This is a genomic window from Robinsoniella sp. KNHs210 (assembly GCF_000686105.1).
In the GTDB taxonomy this organism is placed as follows: domain Bacteria; phylum Bacillota; class Clostridia; order Lachnospirales; family Lachnospiraceae; genus Robinsoniella; species Robinsoniella peoriensis.
Genome location: NZ_JMLZ01000002.1, coordinates 4,158,933 through 4,175,139 on the forward strand (window position 1 = coordinate 4,158,933; position 16,207 = coordinate 4,175,139).

Consider the following 16,207-nt stretch of genomic DNA (forward strand, 5'->3'; position numbering starts at 1 on the left):
CTGCAGAGCCTGCAGAATACAAACCAGGGAGTAGTACGGTCAATAGTGTGGAAATATGCTAAGGACGGAGGACAATATGATTAAAGTATTTCTGGCAGAAGACGAAATGACTATTCGGGAGGGTATTAAAAGGAGGGTGAAGTGGGAAGAAAACGGCTTTCTCTTTTCCGGTGAGGCAGAGGATGGAGAAAAGGCACTTTCAATGATACGAAAGATAAGGCCGGATATTCTCATAACAGATATTAAAATGCCTTTTATGGATGGGTTGGAATTATGCAGATTGGTAAAAGAAGAGTTCCCGGAGATGAAAATACTTATTTTGAGCGGGTATGATGATTTTTCATATGCAAAGCAGGCAATCAGGCTTGGGGTAGCAGAGTATCTCTTAAAGCCGGTGACCAGTGCAAGACTGCTGCAGTCACTGTTGGAAATGAAAGAGGATTTAGAAGAGGAGAGGGCACAGACACTATTTCTGGAACAATACGAGAAAGAAGCGGAGAAAGATTATGAAATATTAAAATATCAGTTTTATAATGAACTGTTAAGCGGTAAGGGTACTGCTTACGAATTGAAGCAGAAAGGAGAAAGCCTGGGACTGGATCTGGAAGCAGGTGCTTATAATTTTTTACTATACAAAATCTCTGCATCCAGTTATGAATACCATATGGAATATCGCCAGGACTATATGCAGGTGGAAGCATTCCTGATGGAAGCGTTTGAGAAGGATAAAAATCTGATTTATTTTGATCATTTGGCAGAAGGTGCGGCATTATTAATTACAGGTAAGACGCCCAAGGAAGTAGATCAGACGATATCCAAATGCATACGGATTATTTCAAAGGAGACGGATGCAAGCCATAAGCTGCATTATTTTATCGGAATTGGGAAAAACGTGCTGGATCTTAAAGATATTGCACTTAGTTATCAATATGCAAACAGAGCGTATACCTACCGGTTTCTTACCTTAGGAAATAAGGTACTTTATGGAGGTGACATTCATGCAGGGGATTTGGAAAAAGAAAAACCATTCAGCTTGATGGATGTAGCTTCAAATCATATGGATAGTAAAGTTGCATTGAATTTTTTAAAAAGCGGTTTAAAAAGCGACATTGAGCTGTTTGTGGAAAAATTTATCCGGAGCCTTGGAGAAAACAATATGGATTCATTAATGTTCCGGCAGTATATTATATTGGATATTAATTTTCAGATTGTTCAGTTCTTAGAAAGCATTGGGCGCACCAGGGAGGATCTTCAGAAAAGGTTTCCTGAATTCGGTGATATCATGATGTTTACCCGTTCACTTGGTAAAACAAAGCAGTATATTATACAAAGTTTTGAAAACTGTATGAACCTGAGAGAACTGGCGGCTGTAAACAAATATGCTGATATGGTAGAGTGTGCCAAAGAGTTTATCAGGATTCATTATAACGATGAGGATATATCCTTGAATACAACAGCTGCCAGGGTAAATGTAAGTCCCAACCATTTCAGCCGTATTTTCAGCCAGGAAACCGGGATTACTTTTGTAGAGTACCTTACGGATATTCGTATTGAAAGGGCAAAAGAATTGCTGCGCTCCACCAATATCAGAATTTCAGATGTTGGTTATGAAGTCGGTTATAAAGATTCTCACTACTTCTATTATCTGTTTAAAAAAATGGAGGGCTGTACGCCTAAAGATTATCGGATTAAAGTGCAGAGAAAGGAGATCAGATAAATGATACATTTTCGTACTTTTTTGATAAGAAAACCCATTGATCATAAAAAACATTATTCTTATAATAAGTATATAAGGAAAGCATTTCGGGTCTGATACAGAAAAATTCTTGACAGAATATCTGATAGGCCCTTTTTGTCAATTATAAAATATTAAATAACAGGGTTTTATCAGAATTGTTTCAGATAAAAGCGGCAGAGGGAGACAGGTACAAATGGGTTGGAAGGATGTGGAGTCCCGGTTTGACAGATGTTCTATACGAAGAAAGCTGATGATTCTAAGGAGCGGCATTATTATACCATTTATTATATTAATTATTTGGATGATTCTGCTGATGGTTTCTTATAATGAAAAATACAGTGCGGTGATTAACAATATGGCAGCGGCTACGGAATTTAACTCCGATTTCCGCTCAGAACTGGATTATAAAATGTACCGGATCGTAGCAGGTGCGGTTACATTTGAAGAGGTTAAGCCATATGAGGATATAAATCAGGCAAAAATTATTCTGGAAAAGCTGAAGGAGACTGCCACAACAGAAAACAGCGTAGACAGGATCGATGCAATTCTCCGTCTTTTAAAACAATTAAAAAACACAATGGAGAATATAGAGAAAAATGAACCTGTTTTGGGCAGGAAAGATAACACGGAGATATTAGACAAAGATATTTACCAGTTTACAGAGCTGGTAGATGAAAAAATGTCAGATTATATCAGATATGAAGCGGAACATGCAAAAGTGGTGAAAACGGAGCTGGAAGTTCAGATCGGGACATCCATTCAATACTGTGTTATTATTGGTTTTGCCATTATTTTTTTGGTTTTAATACTTACAAACCGTATATCAAAAAGTATTGAACGTCCGGTCCGGGAGTTATGTGACAGCACGAAAGAGGTTGCAAAAGGAAATTTTGATATTCAGGTAAGGATTGATCCTATGGAAGAGATGGAGGTGCTTGGAAACAGCTTTAATATTATGGTTAAGAAAATAGGAAGCCTTGTGGAGGATGTTCGCAATGAACAGATCCACCTGAGGAAGACGGAGCTGAAATTACTGCAGGCGCAGATAAATCCGCATTTCTTATATAACACCCTGGATACCATTATCTGGCTTGCAGAAGATGAGCAAAATGAACAGGTAGTGCAGATGGTGGACCAGCTTTCCATCTTCTTCCGTACTACATTAAGCAAGGGGCAGGAGTTTATTACCCTGGCTGAGGAGGAATCACATGTAAGAAGCTACCTGATGATCCAGCAGTTCCGGTATCAGGATATTCTGGACTACGAGGTTGAGATGGATCAGGAGATACGATGTAATTATATTCTGAAGATCTGCCTGCAGCCCATTGTAGAAAATGCCCTTTATCATGGGATTAAGAACAAAAGAGGAAAAGGGAAGCTCAGTGTAAAAGGATACCGTATAGGAGACTATATTCACTTTTCCGTAAAAGATACCGGACGGGGTATGAGTCCGGAGGAATTAAACAGGTTGGAGAACGAGCTTAAAGGAGAACAGCTCTCTGACAGTAAGAGTGGGTTTGGACTTTTAAATGTCAATGAAAGGCTAAGCCTCATTTACGGAGAGGAGTGTAAAATACATATCACAAGTGAGTACGGCGTTGGTACAGAGGTTTATTTCAAGATACCTGTGTGCAGCAAAGCTGTGGATTAGGAAAAAGGGAGAATTATTATGATAAAAGTTTTTATAGTGGAAGACGAAACTGTCATCCGGGAAGGGATCAAGCGCAGGATTGACTGGGAGGCAAATGGACTGTGTCTGGTTGGAGAGGCCGGTGACGGCGAATTAGCGTATCCGATGATCCAGGAAACGAAGCCGGATCTGCTGATTACAGACATTATGATGCCGTTTATGGACGGACTGGAACTTAGTGAATTAGTGAAAAGGGAAATGCCGCAGATTAAGATTATTATCATTAGCGGATTTGAGCATTTTGTCTATGCCAACAGGGCACTGAAAATCGGTATTGTTGATTATCTGTCAAAGCCTGTGGATGCCAGAAAGCTTTTGAATATCATGATTCAGGTCAGAGAACAGATCGAAATAGAAAAACAGAAGAGAAAGTATATTGAACTTTATGAAATGGAACGTGAGAAAAAAAGAATACTGAAAAAGAACCAGTTATTTAACGATATGATATCCGACAGGTGTTCTGTATCGGAAATTATATCCAGAGGGCTGCAGCTTGAGATTGACCTTGCAGCCAAGGAGTATAATATAATCCTGTTTCAGTGCTGGAAGGAGAAAACAGATGTACAGGTAGAATTAAGCGAACAGGACATCATGAATATAATAGCAGAGAAGCTGGAGGAAAAGCAGTGCAAGGCAGTATACTTTAACCGGGAATCAGAAGGCGGGGCAATTCTTGTCAAGGGAAAAGACCGGGATGAGCTGAAATGCGTCGTAAACAAAATCCTTAAAACGTTGGATCAGGTTACCCTGACGTGGACCGGATACCGGTATTTTGCCGGGATAGGGCAATGCTTTACAAGGCTGCGGGATATAACAAAATGCTATTATCAGGCAAATAAGGCATTTGCGTACAGGTTGTTTGACCAGACAAAGAATGTGGTATTCAGCGCAGAGCTTCAGGATATAGACAAAGATCAGGGAATGCGGATGAATATGGATGAGATTGACCTGGGCAGGATGGACAAGGATATCCTGGAAGACTTTCTCAAAAACGGCTCACAACAGGAGGTGGCAGACTTTATAGATACCTATATCGAAAGTATAGGGAAAGCAAACATGGATTCTATGATCTTTCGCCAATATATAGTATTGGATACGAATTTTGCAGCCCTCCGGTTTCTGAAAAAAATTGGGAACAAGGAAGAGCGCTTAAAAGAACATCATACAAAAGTAGGCGATCTTCTTACGAATATCAGTTCCCGGGAGCTGACCAGAAATTATCTTATAAAAATTGTGGATCTCTGCATTGAATCGCGTGACCAGATGTCCAAAAGCCGGTTAGAAGGCTGGATCGAAGATGCGAAAGATTATATCAATGAGCATTATGGTGATGAGAAGATTTCCCTGAATGCAGTTGCTGCCTATGTGAATGTAAGCCCTAATCACTTTAGCAGAGTCTTCAGGCAGGTGGAGGGCAAGACTTTTGTAGAGTATTTAACACAGACCAGGCTTAATAAAGCAAAAGAGATGCTCAGGTGCAGCAGTATGAAGACGTCGGATATAGGCAGCAGGCTGGGATATCGGGATGCGCATTATTTTTATTACATATTTAAGAAAGAAGTAGGATGTACCCCCAAAGATTATCGAATGAAAAGTGTGGTATAAACTAGTTTGTTGCAAAATAGGATCGGTAGGAAAATGGAAAAGAAAAAAATATGGATACTTTGTATTACAATAGCAAGTATACTCCTGGCAGGCTGCACTATAACAAAGAATCACAGAGAAACAATATCTGCCGAAGAAAAAAACTTGATAACAGTAGGGTTTGCCCAGATCGGAGCGGAATCTGACTGGAGAATTGCCAATACGGAATCGATGAAAGAAGCATTGAGTGTGGAAAATGGTTTCCGCCTTCTGATCTCCGATGCACAGCAAAAGCAGCAGAACCAGACCAAAGCAGTCCGGGATTTTATTTCACAGGAGGTAGATGTCATTGTGATTGCACCTGTCACGGAAGATGGCTGGGATACTGTGCTGGAAGAGGCAAAGGATGCAGGGATACCGGTAATTGTCGTAGACCGAATGATTAATGTAAAGGATGATTCTCTGTATACATGCTGGGTCGGGTCTGATTTTGAGAAGGAGGGACGTGCCGCAGCGGATTGGCTGGTAAAATATATGGAAGCACGAGGTGAGGGAAGTGATCACCATCAGATTGCAATCTTAAAAGGTACAATAGGATCGACTGCCGAAATAGGCCGTACCAAGGGATTTAACGAAGCAATCAAAAAATATCAGAACTATGAGATCGTATCTGAGCAGCTGGGAGATTTTATTCAGACTAAGGGCAAAAAAGCGATGGAATACTGTCTTCAGAAGAATCCGGATATTGATGTGGTGATAGCCCAGAATGACAATATGGCATTTGGAGCAATTGAAGCAATAGAAGAGATAGGCAAGAAGCCCGGTAAAGACATTGCCATCGTATCTTTTGATGCAGTGAAAGCAGCATTTGAGGCTATGATAAAAGGAAAATTAAACGTTTCCATAGAATGTAATCCTCTGCATGGTCCCCGGGTGGCGGAAATTGCAAAAAAAATTATGAGCGGAGAGTCCGTCGATAAACTTCAATATGTAGAAGAAGGAATTTATCCTTCTGAGACGGCGGCAAAGGAACTTCCCAACCGGAAATATTAAGAAACAAAGAAATACGAAGAAACAAAGAAATACTTCAAAAAAGTCTGTGGAACAATCCGAAAAGGTTTTGGAATCCGCAGGCTTTTTTCTTGTCTGAATCTGGAAATAAATAAATTTAGAAAATATATTGACAAACCATACTGTAACCATTATAATTACAGTATAAATGAAACTAAAAAAGTTACAGATAAAAAATTGTGATCCATATATATGGATATACAAAGGAGGCAACTATGGGATTTGACAGGAAAACGATGAAAAGATTTATAAAACCTCTGATTTTTATATTGGGAGGCATAGCTGCCGGATATCTATATTACTGGCAGATCGGGTGCATCAGCGGTACCTGTGCCATTACTTCAGACCCTATGAAAAGTATGGTCTTTGGAGGGATAATCGGATTGATTCTTGCGGTTGGATTCTGGGAACCGGCACCTAAGGATAAAAATTCCATAGAAAATGCAATGGATGTCGATAAGAAATAAATTAAAAACAAGCAGATAAACAGAAAGTGGAGGTAATACAAATGGCTGGAACATTATTAACAAAGGAAAATTTTAACAGAGAAATAGAAGAAGGTAAAATTACGGTAGTAGACTTCTGGGCACCGTGGTGCGGCTATTGCAAAAGAATTGCACCCTCAGTTGATCAGATTGCAGAAGAATATCAGAATATTTTAAAAGTTGGTAAGCTCAATATTGATGATGAACCGGAACTGGCAGAGAAATTTGATGTTATGACGATACCGACACTGATTGCATTCCAAAATGGAAAGGCAGCAGGCGAACCGCTGGTAGCACCTACGGCTAAGTCTCAGATAGAAGGCTGGATGAAGGAACTGGGGATTACGAAAGAGTAGGAGAGGAGTGACCAGCATGGAACAGAAGATATTAGATGTGATTATAATTGGCGGAGGACCAGGTGGTTATACTGCCGCATTATATAGCGCAAGGGCAAATTTAAAAACACTTGTAATAGAGAAGCTTTCGGCAGGCGGCCAGATGGCTACAACAAGCCAGGTGGATAATTATCCCGGTTTTGAAGAAGGTGTAGATGGATATGAACTGGGAGAAAAGATGCGTCAGGGAGCCGAGCGGTTTGGAGTAGAATCTTTATTTACAGAAGTAGAGTCCGTGGATCTAAATGCGCAGCCCAAAGTAATTCATACCAGTGAAGGAGATCTATTAGCCCGGACAGTCATATTGGCAACGGGAGCAAATCCAAGAGAAATGGGATTGGAAGAAGAACAGAAACTAAAAGGCAGGGGCGTTGCATATTGCGCTACCTGCGATGGAATGTTCTACCGCAATAAGACAGTTGTGGTGGTAGGCGGAGGCAATACTGCTGTAGCAGACGCACTGTTTTTATCCAAGATTTGCAATAAGGTTTATCTGGTTCACCGCAGAGATCAGTTAAGAGCTTCTAAAAGTTATTTGTCTGCTTTAAAACAGAGCTTAAATATAGAATTTATCTGGAATGCAAAAGTAAAAGAAATACTCTATGATCAGAAAGTAACCGGTGTAGTAGTAGAAGATACAGAAAGCGGGGACAACATCAAAGTGGCATGTGACGGTGTGTTTGTTGCCATAGGAAGAATTCCAAATACAGATATGTTTAAAGGTCAGACAGACCTGGATAGCGGGGGATATATTGTGGCAGATGAGACAACCAGGACCAATCTGCCGGGAGTATTTGCGGTAGGCGATGTAAGGACGAAACCCCTTAGACAAATCGTGACTGCAACGGCGGATGGAGCTGTAGCTTCAAAATTTGCAGAAGAATATATTGATATGCTTTCGGAATAGAGTTTCTTGTCAAAAGTGTGCATCAGGTATATAATATCAGTATATCAGGGAAAGGATTTTTCTTATAAATGTAAGGATTTTCCAGGGATATAGAATACTATATATTACAAATGAGGCAGGAATAAATGAATCGAATTGGAAAAAGAATACAAAGGTGCAGAGAAGAAAGAGGCATGAAGCAGGAAGAGCTTGCAGAAAGGACAGGACTCAGCAGCAGCTATATGAGTGCCATCGAACGAGGCGTTAAAATACCACGTCTGGAAACTTTTGTACGGATTGCAAATGCACTGGAGGTGACCTCAGATATGCTGCTGTCAGATGTTTTAGACAGAGGCGCTGAAATCAAAGCTTCCGCTTTTGTAGATATCATGAAAGAGTTAGCCCCAAAAGAGCAGGATAGAATCTTCCATGTAATTGAAGTTCTGGTAAAGGAAGCAAAACAATAAATCCTTACTTGTTCGATGATCAGTAATAAAAAAGAATAGTGTAAGCAAACAGCAGATAAAACCAAAGATATGGTTTTGTCTGCTGCTTTTTTTTACAAAATATTAGAAAAAAACCGGATTTTCGCACTTGTTTCGACAGACTTCGACATGGCAGATGTGTTATACTAACTCTATTAGAACTACTCACACACTATCAGCATTATAAAGGAGATAAACGTATGAAGAGATGGTTACAGAATATTCAAAAGAATTGGTACAAGTACGCAATGGAAATGGACAGTAAAAAGCTGGAGCGTCTGATTGAAGAAGGGAGGAATCTTACGTCGGATGAAATTTTAGAAGCCAGCAGAAAAGTGGATGGACATATGAATCGATTTGTGGAGCTAAAGGAATGCATGGAACAGCATTCAACATATTAAGATAAGTATTGAGATTGTAATGGTTAGAATGAAGAAGTATAATGGAATCTTATTTCAACAGATTAATGCCAGAGGCTGAGGCGTGACCAGTACTCTGGCATTTTTATGTGCAAAATATTAAAAAAATTAATAAAAAATACTTATGAATTTTGAAAATTAGATTAATATATGTAAAAAATAAAATATAGTAAGCGTGAAGTAACCAAATATATGATGTATTTGAGGATAGCTTGATAAAAAATGTAAAAAAGGAAAAATATCGCACTTTTATCAAAAAATATCGAACGCATTCTTTTGAAATATTTGATAGAATAAAATAAATGATGAAACAGTTTGGTTATGAAAAAAATATTTAGTCATATTATTACTTTTTACGTAAAAAAATGTTCCTAATTTAAAATAAATGCAATATTTTATATTAGGCGTTAACAATAGGGACATTATTGGTTTTTCTATGATGAAAGATTGTTTCCGTAGACGTGTAATCAGGTTTGCATGGCTGTGTTAACAAATACCGGGATAGCGTGACATCTTTTAGAATTCCGGTGTAAAAGTATAAAAGGTCAGGAGGTGAGCCGGGTAATAAGAAAAACAGGCTTTCGCAATCATTAATTGTGTTGTTTAATGGAGAAGGGAGAAATAATGTTAAGAAAAAGCACAAAAAGTTTACGTAAGAAAAGAACAAATATGATTGTTTCATTACTGATTATTTTATCCATGATCAGCAGCGTGGTTTTGCCCGCAGCAGCTTCACCGTATCTAAATGAGCTGTCAGCTGTACCTCAGGATCTTGAGAGGCTTGATCCATATGGCGCTGAAGATGGTAATATTGCACTTTCCGCAAAGGTAGAAGCGGCATACGCCAACGGAAGTTCGGTGGCAGCAAATGCAAACAACGGGAAACTTGCAAGCGGCAGTACCGGATCTGTATGGAACACATGGGGGACCCAATACGGTAATCCGGATAATCCGGTTTGGATTCAGTATACATGGAATCAGCCGCAAGTGTTGGAATCCATGCGGGTTATGTGGTGGATTTACACAGATGGAGGCGTTCGCTGGGCCAGGGATTGTAACCTTCAGTATTTGGTAAATGATGAATGGGTTGACTATGGTTCCGTTGGAACCGATGGTAATTCGGCAGCATTTACCGGTGAAGGCGGTGCGGAAGCCAATAAGCCATGGCCGTCACCAAAACGCTGGGGAGCCAATACCAAATGGAATGTAGTTAATCTGGACAGCCCGATTATTACAAAAGGGGTACGGTTGAGTATAAAGGCGGAAAGAAATTCCGGCACAGCACCCGGCATCGGTATAAGCGAGTGGGAAGTATTCGGTTATGTGGATCCTGCTGTAGCAGATTTAGCCGAGATCCAGGAAGACTTCCTTATGGAACTTCTGAGTGATGTAGAGCTTCCGTCAGTTGGATCTAACGGAAGTACGATCACCTGGTCAGAATCTACGGATCCCGCTTTAGGCAATGATGGTAAAGTGACCCGCCCGGCAAATGGTGAACCCGATGCCACAGGCCAGATCACAGCTACTGCGGAAAATGGAGATTTCATCGCAACAAAACAATTTGAATTCTCTGTATTTGCTGATATGGATGACGAGAAAATCGCCACAACGGATTTGGAAGCCATCGACATCGGAAGCGTTACGGACAGAACAACAAACTTTACGTTCCCCCAGGAGGGTCGGTTTGGATCTGTATTTACATGGAATACAGAAAATTCTAAATACTTATGGACAGATGGAAATGTTCTCAGACCACCATCAGGAGAAGCGGATGCAAAGGTTAAACTAACCGCTACGGCTACCTTTGGGAGTGCATCTGTCACACGTGATTGGGAAGTTACGATTCCGGCATATCCGGGGGCAGGCAGATCAATTGTATCCTGCGAGCCGATCATAATTGAATGTCCGGTGGGTGATGCTCCTAAACTGCCAAACTTTGTAAAGGTACTCTATAGCAACGGAGAATCTGAACAGCGAAGGGTCAGCTGGGAAGGCTATACCACTGCAGCGCAGACCGCACAGGCAGAATATCCGGTTGGACATACCTATACCATGAACGGAAATGTGCTGGGTGATAATGCTATTACAAACGGATATCAGGTTACTGCGGAAATCACGGTTGTGGATGGAGAGGCTATTGTACCGTCAAACAATCCGCTTGTGCAAACTTTACCATTGAATGAAGTGACCCTTGAAGATGACCCTGATGGTGAGGCTAACAGGCTGACATTAAACAGAGACAATCAGATAGAATACATATTGGGGGTAGACGTAACCCGTATGCTTTATAATTACCGGGAGACTTTCGGACTTAGTACGGAGGGTTACGCGGCACCAGGCGGATGGGATTCCCGAACAACAAAGCTGAAAGGACACGGTTATGGGCATTACCTGTCCGGACTTGCATTTGCTTACGCATCCGGTGCAACCGATGATGAAAAGTCCCAGCTTATGAGCAGAATGAAAAGAATGACGGATGAAATGCGTGAGATGCAGGAGATGACATTTGTCAAACTGCCTACAGAAGACAGATTCAGGGAAGCGCGTGACAGATACTCGACGGACAGTGAAGTAAAGGCAATGACAAATGTCCGTTTAATGGATGATGCAACGGCACCCAGAGATCCTTCGTTATTTGGTTACGGATATATTAATGCAATTCAGCCAGAACATCTTATACTCATAGAGAACTACGCTCCTTATGATGGAAACATGGAGAACTACGGCGTTTGGGCACCTTATTACTCCCTGCATAAGCAGCTTGCAGGACTCGTTGACATCTATTATGCTCTGGACGGCGGAAGTACTGAAGAGCAGGCAGTGGCAGATAAAGCCCTTGCCATTGCAAAGGATATGGGGATGTGGGTATGGAACAGACTCCATTACTGCACAAAAGCTGGGACACGGCCGGACGCTAACTCACCAGGATACCGTGACAGTATGTGGGCTTTATACATTGCAGGAGAATTTGGCGGTGTGAATGAAACATTGGCAAGACTTTCCGATATTATGAAGGCCCAGGGTAATGAAGATGATTCTGCGAAACTGCTGGAAGCTTCCATGTGCTTTGATAATAATGGAGCCAGCAGTGATACGGGCAATATCCCGTTCTTCTCATCCCTTGCGGATAACAGAGACTCTATCAGAACCTTGCATTGTAACCAGCATATACCACAGATCATCGGAGCACTCTGGAACTTTAAGGGAAGCAATGATGCCAAATATTACAATATAGCAGAAAATTTCTGGGATTATATAATTGGACGCTATTCCTTCACCATCGGCGGTGTGGGAGGCAACAACAGTAATGAAGAGAAGTTTGCGGGCACATACAATCAGATTGGGGTTGTCAATACCAATAACTCAGACAAAATCTGTGAGACCTGTGCAGCTTACAATATGCTTAAGCTAACCAAGGATCTTAATACTTATAATCCGGACGATGCGAAATATATGGACTACTACGAGCGTCTGCTTTATAACCAGATCATAGGATCCATTGTACCAGGCAGTAAATCCAACCAGGTATCCTACGGATATTCTATTTATCCGAACAGCACCAGAAAAAGAAGTACCGGCAATGCAACCAATCCCGGTAACACCTGCTGTTCCGGCACCGGGACTGAGAATCACGTTAAATACCAGGAAGCTGCTTATTTCACCTCAGCAGATGAGCAGACCTTCTATGTTGGACTGTATATGCCTACCACAGCGAGGTGGGAGGAACAGGATGTGACAATCCAGCAGTCCTGCGTATTCCCGTCTGAGCAATCTACATTTATGGTAACACCTGGTGCGGAAACAAAGGAATTCGAAATGAAATTCCGTGTTCCTTATTGGGCAACAAAAGATTTCGATATTAAACTCAACGGAACCTCTCTGGCAGAGAGTTATGAGCCAAGTTCCTATGTTTCCACTGGTGTGAGATCCTGGTCATCCACGGATGAAATCGTAGTCACCATGCCTTTTGGCTTTAATGTTGATTACCTGCCAGGTAAATGTGATTCCGAGTGGTACGGTTCCCTTATGAACGGACCGCTGGTTATGGCATCAACGGATGTAGCCAGTCTGTCCAGAATTGAACTTGACTCCTATCTTACAACAGGAGAAGGTACAAACGTTACCATAAATGCGCCGGAGACCATGACAGGCGGCACGTCAGGAGAAGTGCCAACCCGAAATGTACCTAGTTTAAGCGTGAATGTGGTGCCTGGAACTACGGGAGGAGATGCAGCACCAAAAACTTTTGTTCCGCACTATTTTGCTGGTGTTCCGGCATATACAACTTATTTCTATATTCCTGCTTCCGAAGAAAATGCAGGTGTAGATAAAACTCCGCTGTTTCAAAAAATCACTGACGTAACGGACAGGATCAGCTCCGGAATGTACACGGATGAGAGCATAGCAGCAATAAATGAAGTACTGACAGCAGCAGCAGCGGTATATCAAAGTGTAGATACAACAGCAGATCAGCTGGAAAGTACAATCGCATCCCTTGAGGAAGCTATTGACAACTTAGAAGCAGTTGCTGTGGATATCTCAAAGCTTCAGGAGAAATTAACGGAAGCAGGATCTTTGGCGGAAGCAGATTATACGCCGGAAAGTTTTGGTGTTCTGAGCAGTAAGATATCCGATGCCCGGGCTTATAAAGACGGCAGCGTTTATACGGACAAAGAAACTGCAGACCATATTTTCGCAATTGATAATGCAATGAAATCACTGGTAATGCTGGAGAGAGCAGCTTTGGAAGAAGCTCTGAACACTGCAAATGAAAAGGTTAATCCGGTAAACACCAGCGATAAGTTATGGGATGAGCATGAGTATACCGAGTATACCCGTAAATCTTGGAATAATTTCAAGGCAATAGAAGCGGATTCCAGAAAAGTAAATGACAACGATCCGAAAGTTCCTGCACAGAGCGAGATCGACAATGCAGCAGAAGCTTTAAACAGAGCAATGGATGCACTGCTGCCGTTCAATCTGTGTGATGAACGCGAACCGCTGGAAACTGCAATTGAGGAAGCGAAGGCATACAAGAATGATCCTAAAATATATACAGATGAAAGCTTTGCAGCACTTCAAAATGCAATTGTGATAGCGGAAGAAAGGGTGGAATATGCAAGCCTTACATTCCCGGAGCGTGACGGTGTCATTAATGATCTTAAGAAAGCAATAGAAGGTTTGAATAATGAAGTGACCGACGTTGTAGAAGAAGCAAAGCAGGCAGCTATTAAAGCAGCAAAAGAAGCTCAGGAATCAGCGGATGCAGCAAAAGAAGATGCCATAAAAGCAAAAACAGATGCGGAAGCGGCAGCAGCTTCGGCAGATACAGCTACAACGGAAGCAGCGAAAGCGGCAGATGAAGCAGTCAAAGCAAAGACCGAAGCGGATAAAGCTAAAACGGAGGCAGACAGAGCAAAAACCGAAGCAGATAAGGCATTGGCAGAGGCAGGAAAATCAGAGACAGCGAGACTTGCAGCAGAGGCAGCACAGAAAAAAGCAGAGGATGCTCAGGTAAAAGCAGCAGCAGCCCAGACTAATGTTGAAGCAGCCCAGAAAAAGGCAGAAGAAGCAAAAGAAAAGGCAGTAGCAGCTCAAAGTGCAGCCGAAACAGCAAAAAACGAAGCGAAAACAGCCCAGGGTGCAGCTGAGACAGCAGCAAAAGCAGCGGAGACCGCAAAAAAAGCAGCGGAATCGGCAAAAGACGATGCAGTTGCTGCAAAGGTGGCAGCAGAAGCAGCAAGAGATACAGCGGTAAAGGCTAAAAATGATGCAGCTGCAGCGAAAACCGCAGCGGAGTCAGCAAAAGCAGTTGCGGAAGCAGCAAAAGCGGAAGCCATAGCAGCGAAAACAGCAGCAGAATCAGCAAAAGCGGAAGCCATAGCAGCAAAAACAGCAGCAGAATCAGCAAGAGCAGATGCATTAGCAGCGAAAGCAGCAGCGGAAGCGGCAGCAAAAGCAGCAGCAGAATCAGCGCAGGAAGCCAAAAAAGCAAAGGAAGAAGCTGAGAAAGCGGCAGCTGATGCAGCGCAAAAGAAAAAAGATGCGGAAGAAGCCAGGCTGGCGGCAGAAAAAGCCCAAAGGGCAGCTGAAAGTGCAATGAAAGCGGCTCAGGCAGCACAGGCGGCAGCAGATAAAGCAATTGCAGATGCCAGAAACAATGCAAAGAAGGATTCCAATGCATTAACTCTGGTTGGCAGAAGAGCGAAGATTAAGTCTGCGAAAAGTACTAAGGGCAGAATAAAAGTAACATTGACAAAAGATAAAGCGGCAGCCGGATATCAGATTCAATATTCCTTAAAGAAGACCTTCAAGGGTAAGCCGGCAACGAAAACTACCAAGAATACTTCTTATACAATCAAAGGCCTGAAGAAAAAGACATATTATGTAAGGGCAAGAGGATATACAACAAATTCTATGGGCAAAAAGGTGTATAGTAAATGGAGTACGGTAAAAACAGTTAAGGTAAAATAGAATAGCAATAAATAAGATTCCCCTTGGCAGAGAAGATCTGTTAAGGGGGATTTTCTGTATCTGAAGGGGGTTCAAAACTGCTTTCTAACAGCTGCATGTTAACGCGTTAACACGTATATTATTTTGAATTCAAGCTGGAGTCCAATGAACAGTCTAATTTGAAATATCAAAAAATTAATGATTTTTAATCGGGCAAGAGTGTGTTAAGATAATATATAAAGAAATTTGAGCAGATATACACATAAATCGGAGGAGGTATTCAGAATGGCGGAGGATATGACAGATAAAATGGCAGATAAAATGGCAGATCAGATGGCAGAACAGATGGCTGATCAGATGGCAGATCAGATGGCAGATCAGATGACAGATCAGATGGCAGATCAGATGACAGAACAGACCGTAAAAGAGATGGCAGAACAGAAGGAAAACAAGCCGAGAAGCCGACACAGCATCGTAACCAATGAGCCGTCCATTAAAAACCCTATTATACAGGCGGTCAGAGGGCAGCTGGAGCAAAGAGCAGCATGGCTTTATCTGCTTTGTGATGAAGCGGGTAAGCGGGGGCTTGAATGGAAAGATTTTGGAAGTGCGGCAATTAAGCGGTGCGGTTTATCACAGGGAAATGATTTAATAAAAACCGGCGGGACGAACAGTCTGACCGGATTGCGAAAAACGCTGTTTACAAAACCTGCCCAGTGGGTATTCGAGATGAAGATAAGGAAAAGCACAGATAAGGTCCTGGCAATTGATTTTCATTACTGTCCATTGGTCAAGGCCTGGCAGAAGGCTGGCTGTACAGATGAGGAGATTGCAGATTTATGCGATATAGCCATGTGCGGTGATCATGGGATTGGGGAGGCTTATGGCGGAAAATTAAAGTTATTGAAAAGTATTGCTAAGGGAGATGAAGTGTGCAGACTGTATTATTATAAATAATATAATTGGAATTCACCCGCTATTTGGGAATGTAACGTAAACTG

The 16,207-nt window shown here is 41.8% G+C and carries 11 protein-coding genes; all 11 read left to right on the top strand.

Annotated features, from left to right (window positions below; translation table 11 throughout):
- Positions 1 to 76: 76 nt before the first annotated feature.
- On the top strand, positions 77 to 1,717 hold the full coding sequence (locus CD03_RS0124530) for a helix-turn-helix domain-containing protein (protein WP_027295875.1): 1,641 nt from the start codon (positions 77 to 79) through the stop codon (positions 1,715 to 1,717).
- Between the two features lie 214 nt (positions 1,718 to 1,931).
- Entirely contained in the window at positions 1,932 to 3,389 is a 1,458-nt protein-coding gene (locus tag CD03_RS0124540) for a sensor histidine kinase (protein ID WP_027295876.1), read from the top strand.
- A gap of 18 nt (positions 3,390 to 3,407) precedes the next feature.
- A complete protein-coding gene (locus CD03_RS0124545; RefSeq protein WP_027295877.1) occupies positions 3,408 to 5,033 on the top strand; it encodes a response regulator in 1,626 nt (541 codons plus the stop codon).
- A 33-nt stretch (positions 5,034 to 5,066) separates the two neighbouring features.
- Positions 5,067 to 6,065 (top strand): ABC transporter substrate-binding protein, encoded by a 999-nt coding sequence (locus tag CD03_RS0124550; RefSeq protein WP_052377959.1) that lies wholly within the window; start codon positions 5,067 to 5,069, stop codon positions 6,063 to 6,065.
- 233 nt (positions 6,066 to 6,298) lie between these two features.
- A complete protein-coding gene (locus CD03_RS38345; RefSeq protein ID WP_052377960.1) occupies positions 6,299 to 6,550 on the top strand; it encodes a DUF6132 family protein in 252 nt (83 codons plus the stop codon).
- A gap of 41 nt (positions 6,551 to 6,591) precedes the next feature.
- Positions 6,592 to 6,924, top strand: a complete 333-nt coding sequence (trxA, locus tag CD03_RS0124560; protein WP_027295879.1) for a thioredoxin — start codon at positions 6,592 to 6,594, stop codon at positions 6,922 to 6,924.
- A 16-nt stretch (positions 6,925 to 6,940) separates the two neighbouring features.
- Positions 6,941 to 7,870, top strand: a complete 930-nt coding sequence (trxB, locus tag CD03_RS0124565; protein WP_027295880.1) for a thioredoxin-disulfide reductase — start codon at positions 6,941 to 6,943, stop codon at positions 7,868 to 7,870.
- A gap of 125 nt (positions 7,871 to 7,995) precedes the next feature.
- Complete coding sequence (locus CD03_RS0124570; RefSeq protein WP_027295881.1) at positions 7,996 to 8,316, top strand: helix-turn-helix domain-containing protein; 321 nt, start codon at positions 7,996 to 7,998, stop codon at positions 8,314 to 8,316.
- 218 nt (positions 8,317 to 8,534) lie between these two features.
- Positions 8,535 to 8,735: a Spo0E family sporulation regulatory protein-aspartic acid phosphatase gene (locus CD03_RS0124575; RefSeq protein WP_027295882.1), complete on the top strand. Its 201-nt coding sequence runs from the start codon at positions 8,535 to 8,537 to the stop codon at positions 8,733 to 8,735.
- Positions 8,736 to 9,377: 642 nt separating this feature from the next.
- Positions 9,378 to 15,227, top strand: a complete 5,850-nt coding sequence (locus CD03_RS36475; protein WP_052377961.1) for a beta-L-arabinofuranosidase domain-containing protein — start codon at positions 9,378 to 9,380, stop codon at positions 15,225 to 15,227.
- Positions 15,228 to 15,491: 264 nt separating this feature from the next.
- Positions 15,492 to 16,163: an L-2-amino-thiazoline-4-carboxylic acid hydrolase gene (locus tag CD03_RS0124590; protein WP_242849153.1), complete on the top strand. Its 672-nt coding sequence runs from the start codon at positions 15,492 to 15,494 to the stop codon at positions 16,161 to 16,163.
- Positions 16,164 to 16,207 lie beyond the last annotated feature (44 nt).

Excerpts from the sequence above, each read along its gene's own strand:
- CD03_RS38345 (WP_052377960.1), top strand. The coding sequence starts at position 6,299 with ATGGGATTTGACAGGAAAACGATGAAAAGATTTATAAAACCTCTGATT.
- CD03_RS0124530 (WP_027295875.1), top strand. The coding sequence starts at position 77 with ATGATTAAAGTATTTCTGGCAGAAGACGAAATGACTATTCGGGAGGGT.
- CD03_RS0124570 (WP_027295881.1), top strand. The coding sequence starts at position 7,996 with ATGAATCGAATTGGAAAAAGAATACAAAGGTGCAGAGAAGAAAGAGGC.
- CD03_RS0124550 (WP_052377959.1), top strand. The coding sequence starts at position 5,067 with ATGGAAAAGAAAAAAATATGGATACTTTGTATTACAATAGCAAGTATA.
- CD03_RS0124575 (WP_027295882.1), top strand. The coding sequence starts at position 8,535 with ATGAAGAGATGGTTACAGAATATTCAAAAGAATTGGTACAAGTACGCA.
- trxB (WP_027295880.1), top strand. The coding sequence starts at position 6,941 with ATGGAACAGAAGATATTAGATGTGATTATAATTGGCGGAGGACCAGGT.
- CD03_RS36475 (WP_052377961.1), top strand. The coding sequence starts at position 9,378 with ATGTTAAGAAAAAGCACAAAAAGTTTACGTAAGAAAAGAACAAATATG.
- CD03_RS0124590 (WP_242849153.1), top strand. The coding sequence starts at position 15,492 with ATGGCGGAGGATATGACAGATAAAATGGCAGATAAAATGGCAGATCAG.
- trxA (WP_027295879.1), top strand. The coding sequence starts at position 6,592 with ATGGCTGGAACATTATTAACAAAGGAAAATTTTAACAGAGAAATAGAA.
- CD03_RS0124545 (WP_027295877.1), top strand. The coding sequence starts at position 3,408 with ATGATAAAAGTTTTTATAGTGGAAGACGAAACTGTCATCCGGGAAGGG.
- CD03_RS0124540 (WP_027295876.1), top strand. The coding sequence starts at position 1,932 with ATGGGTTGGAAGGATGTGGAGTCCCGGTTTGACAGATGTTCTATACGA.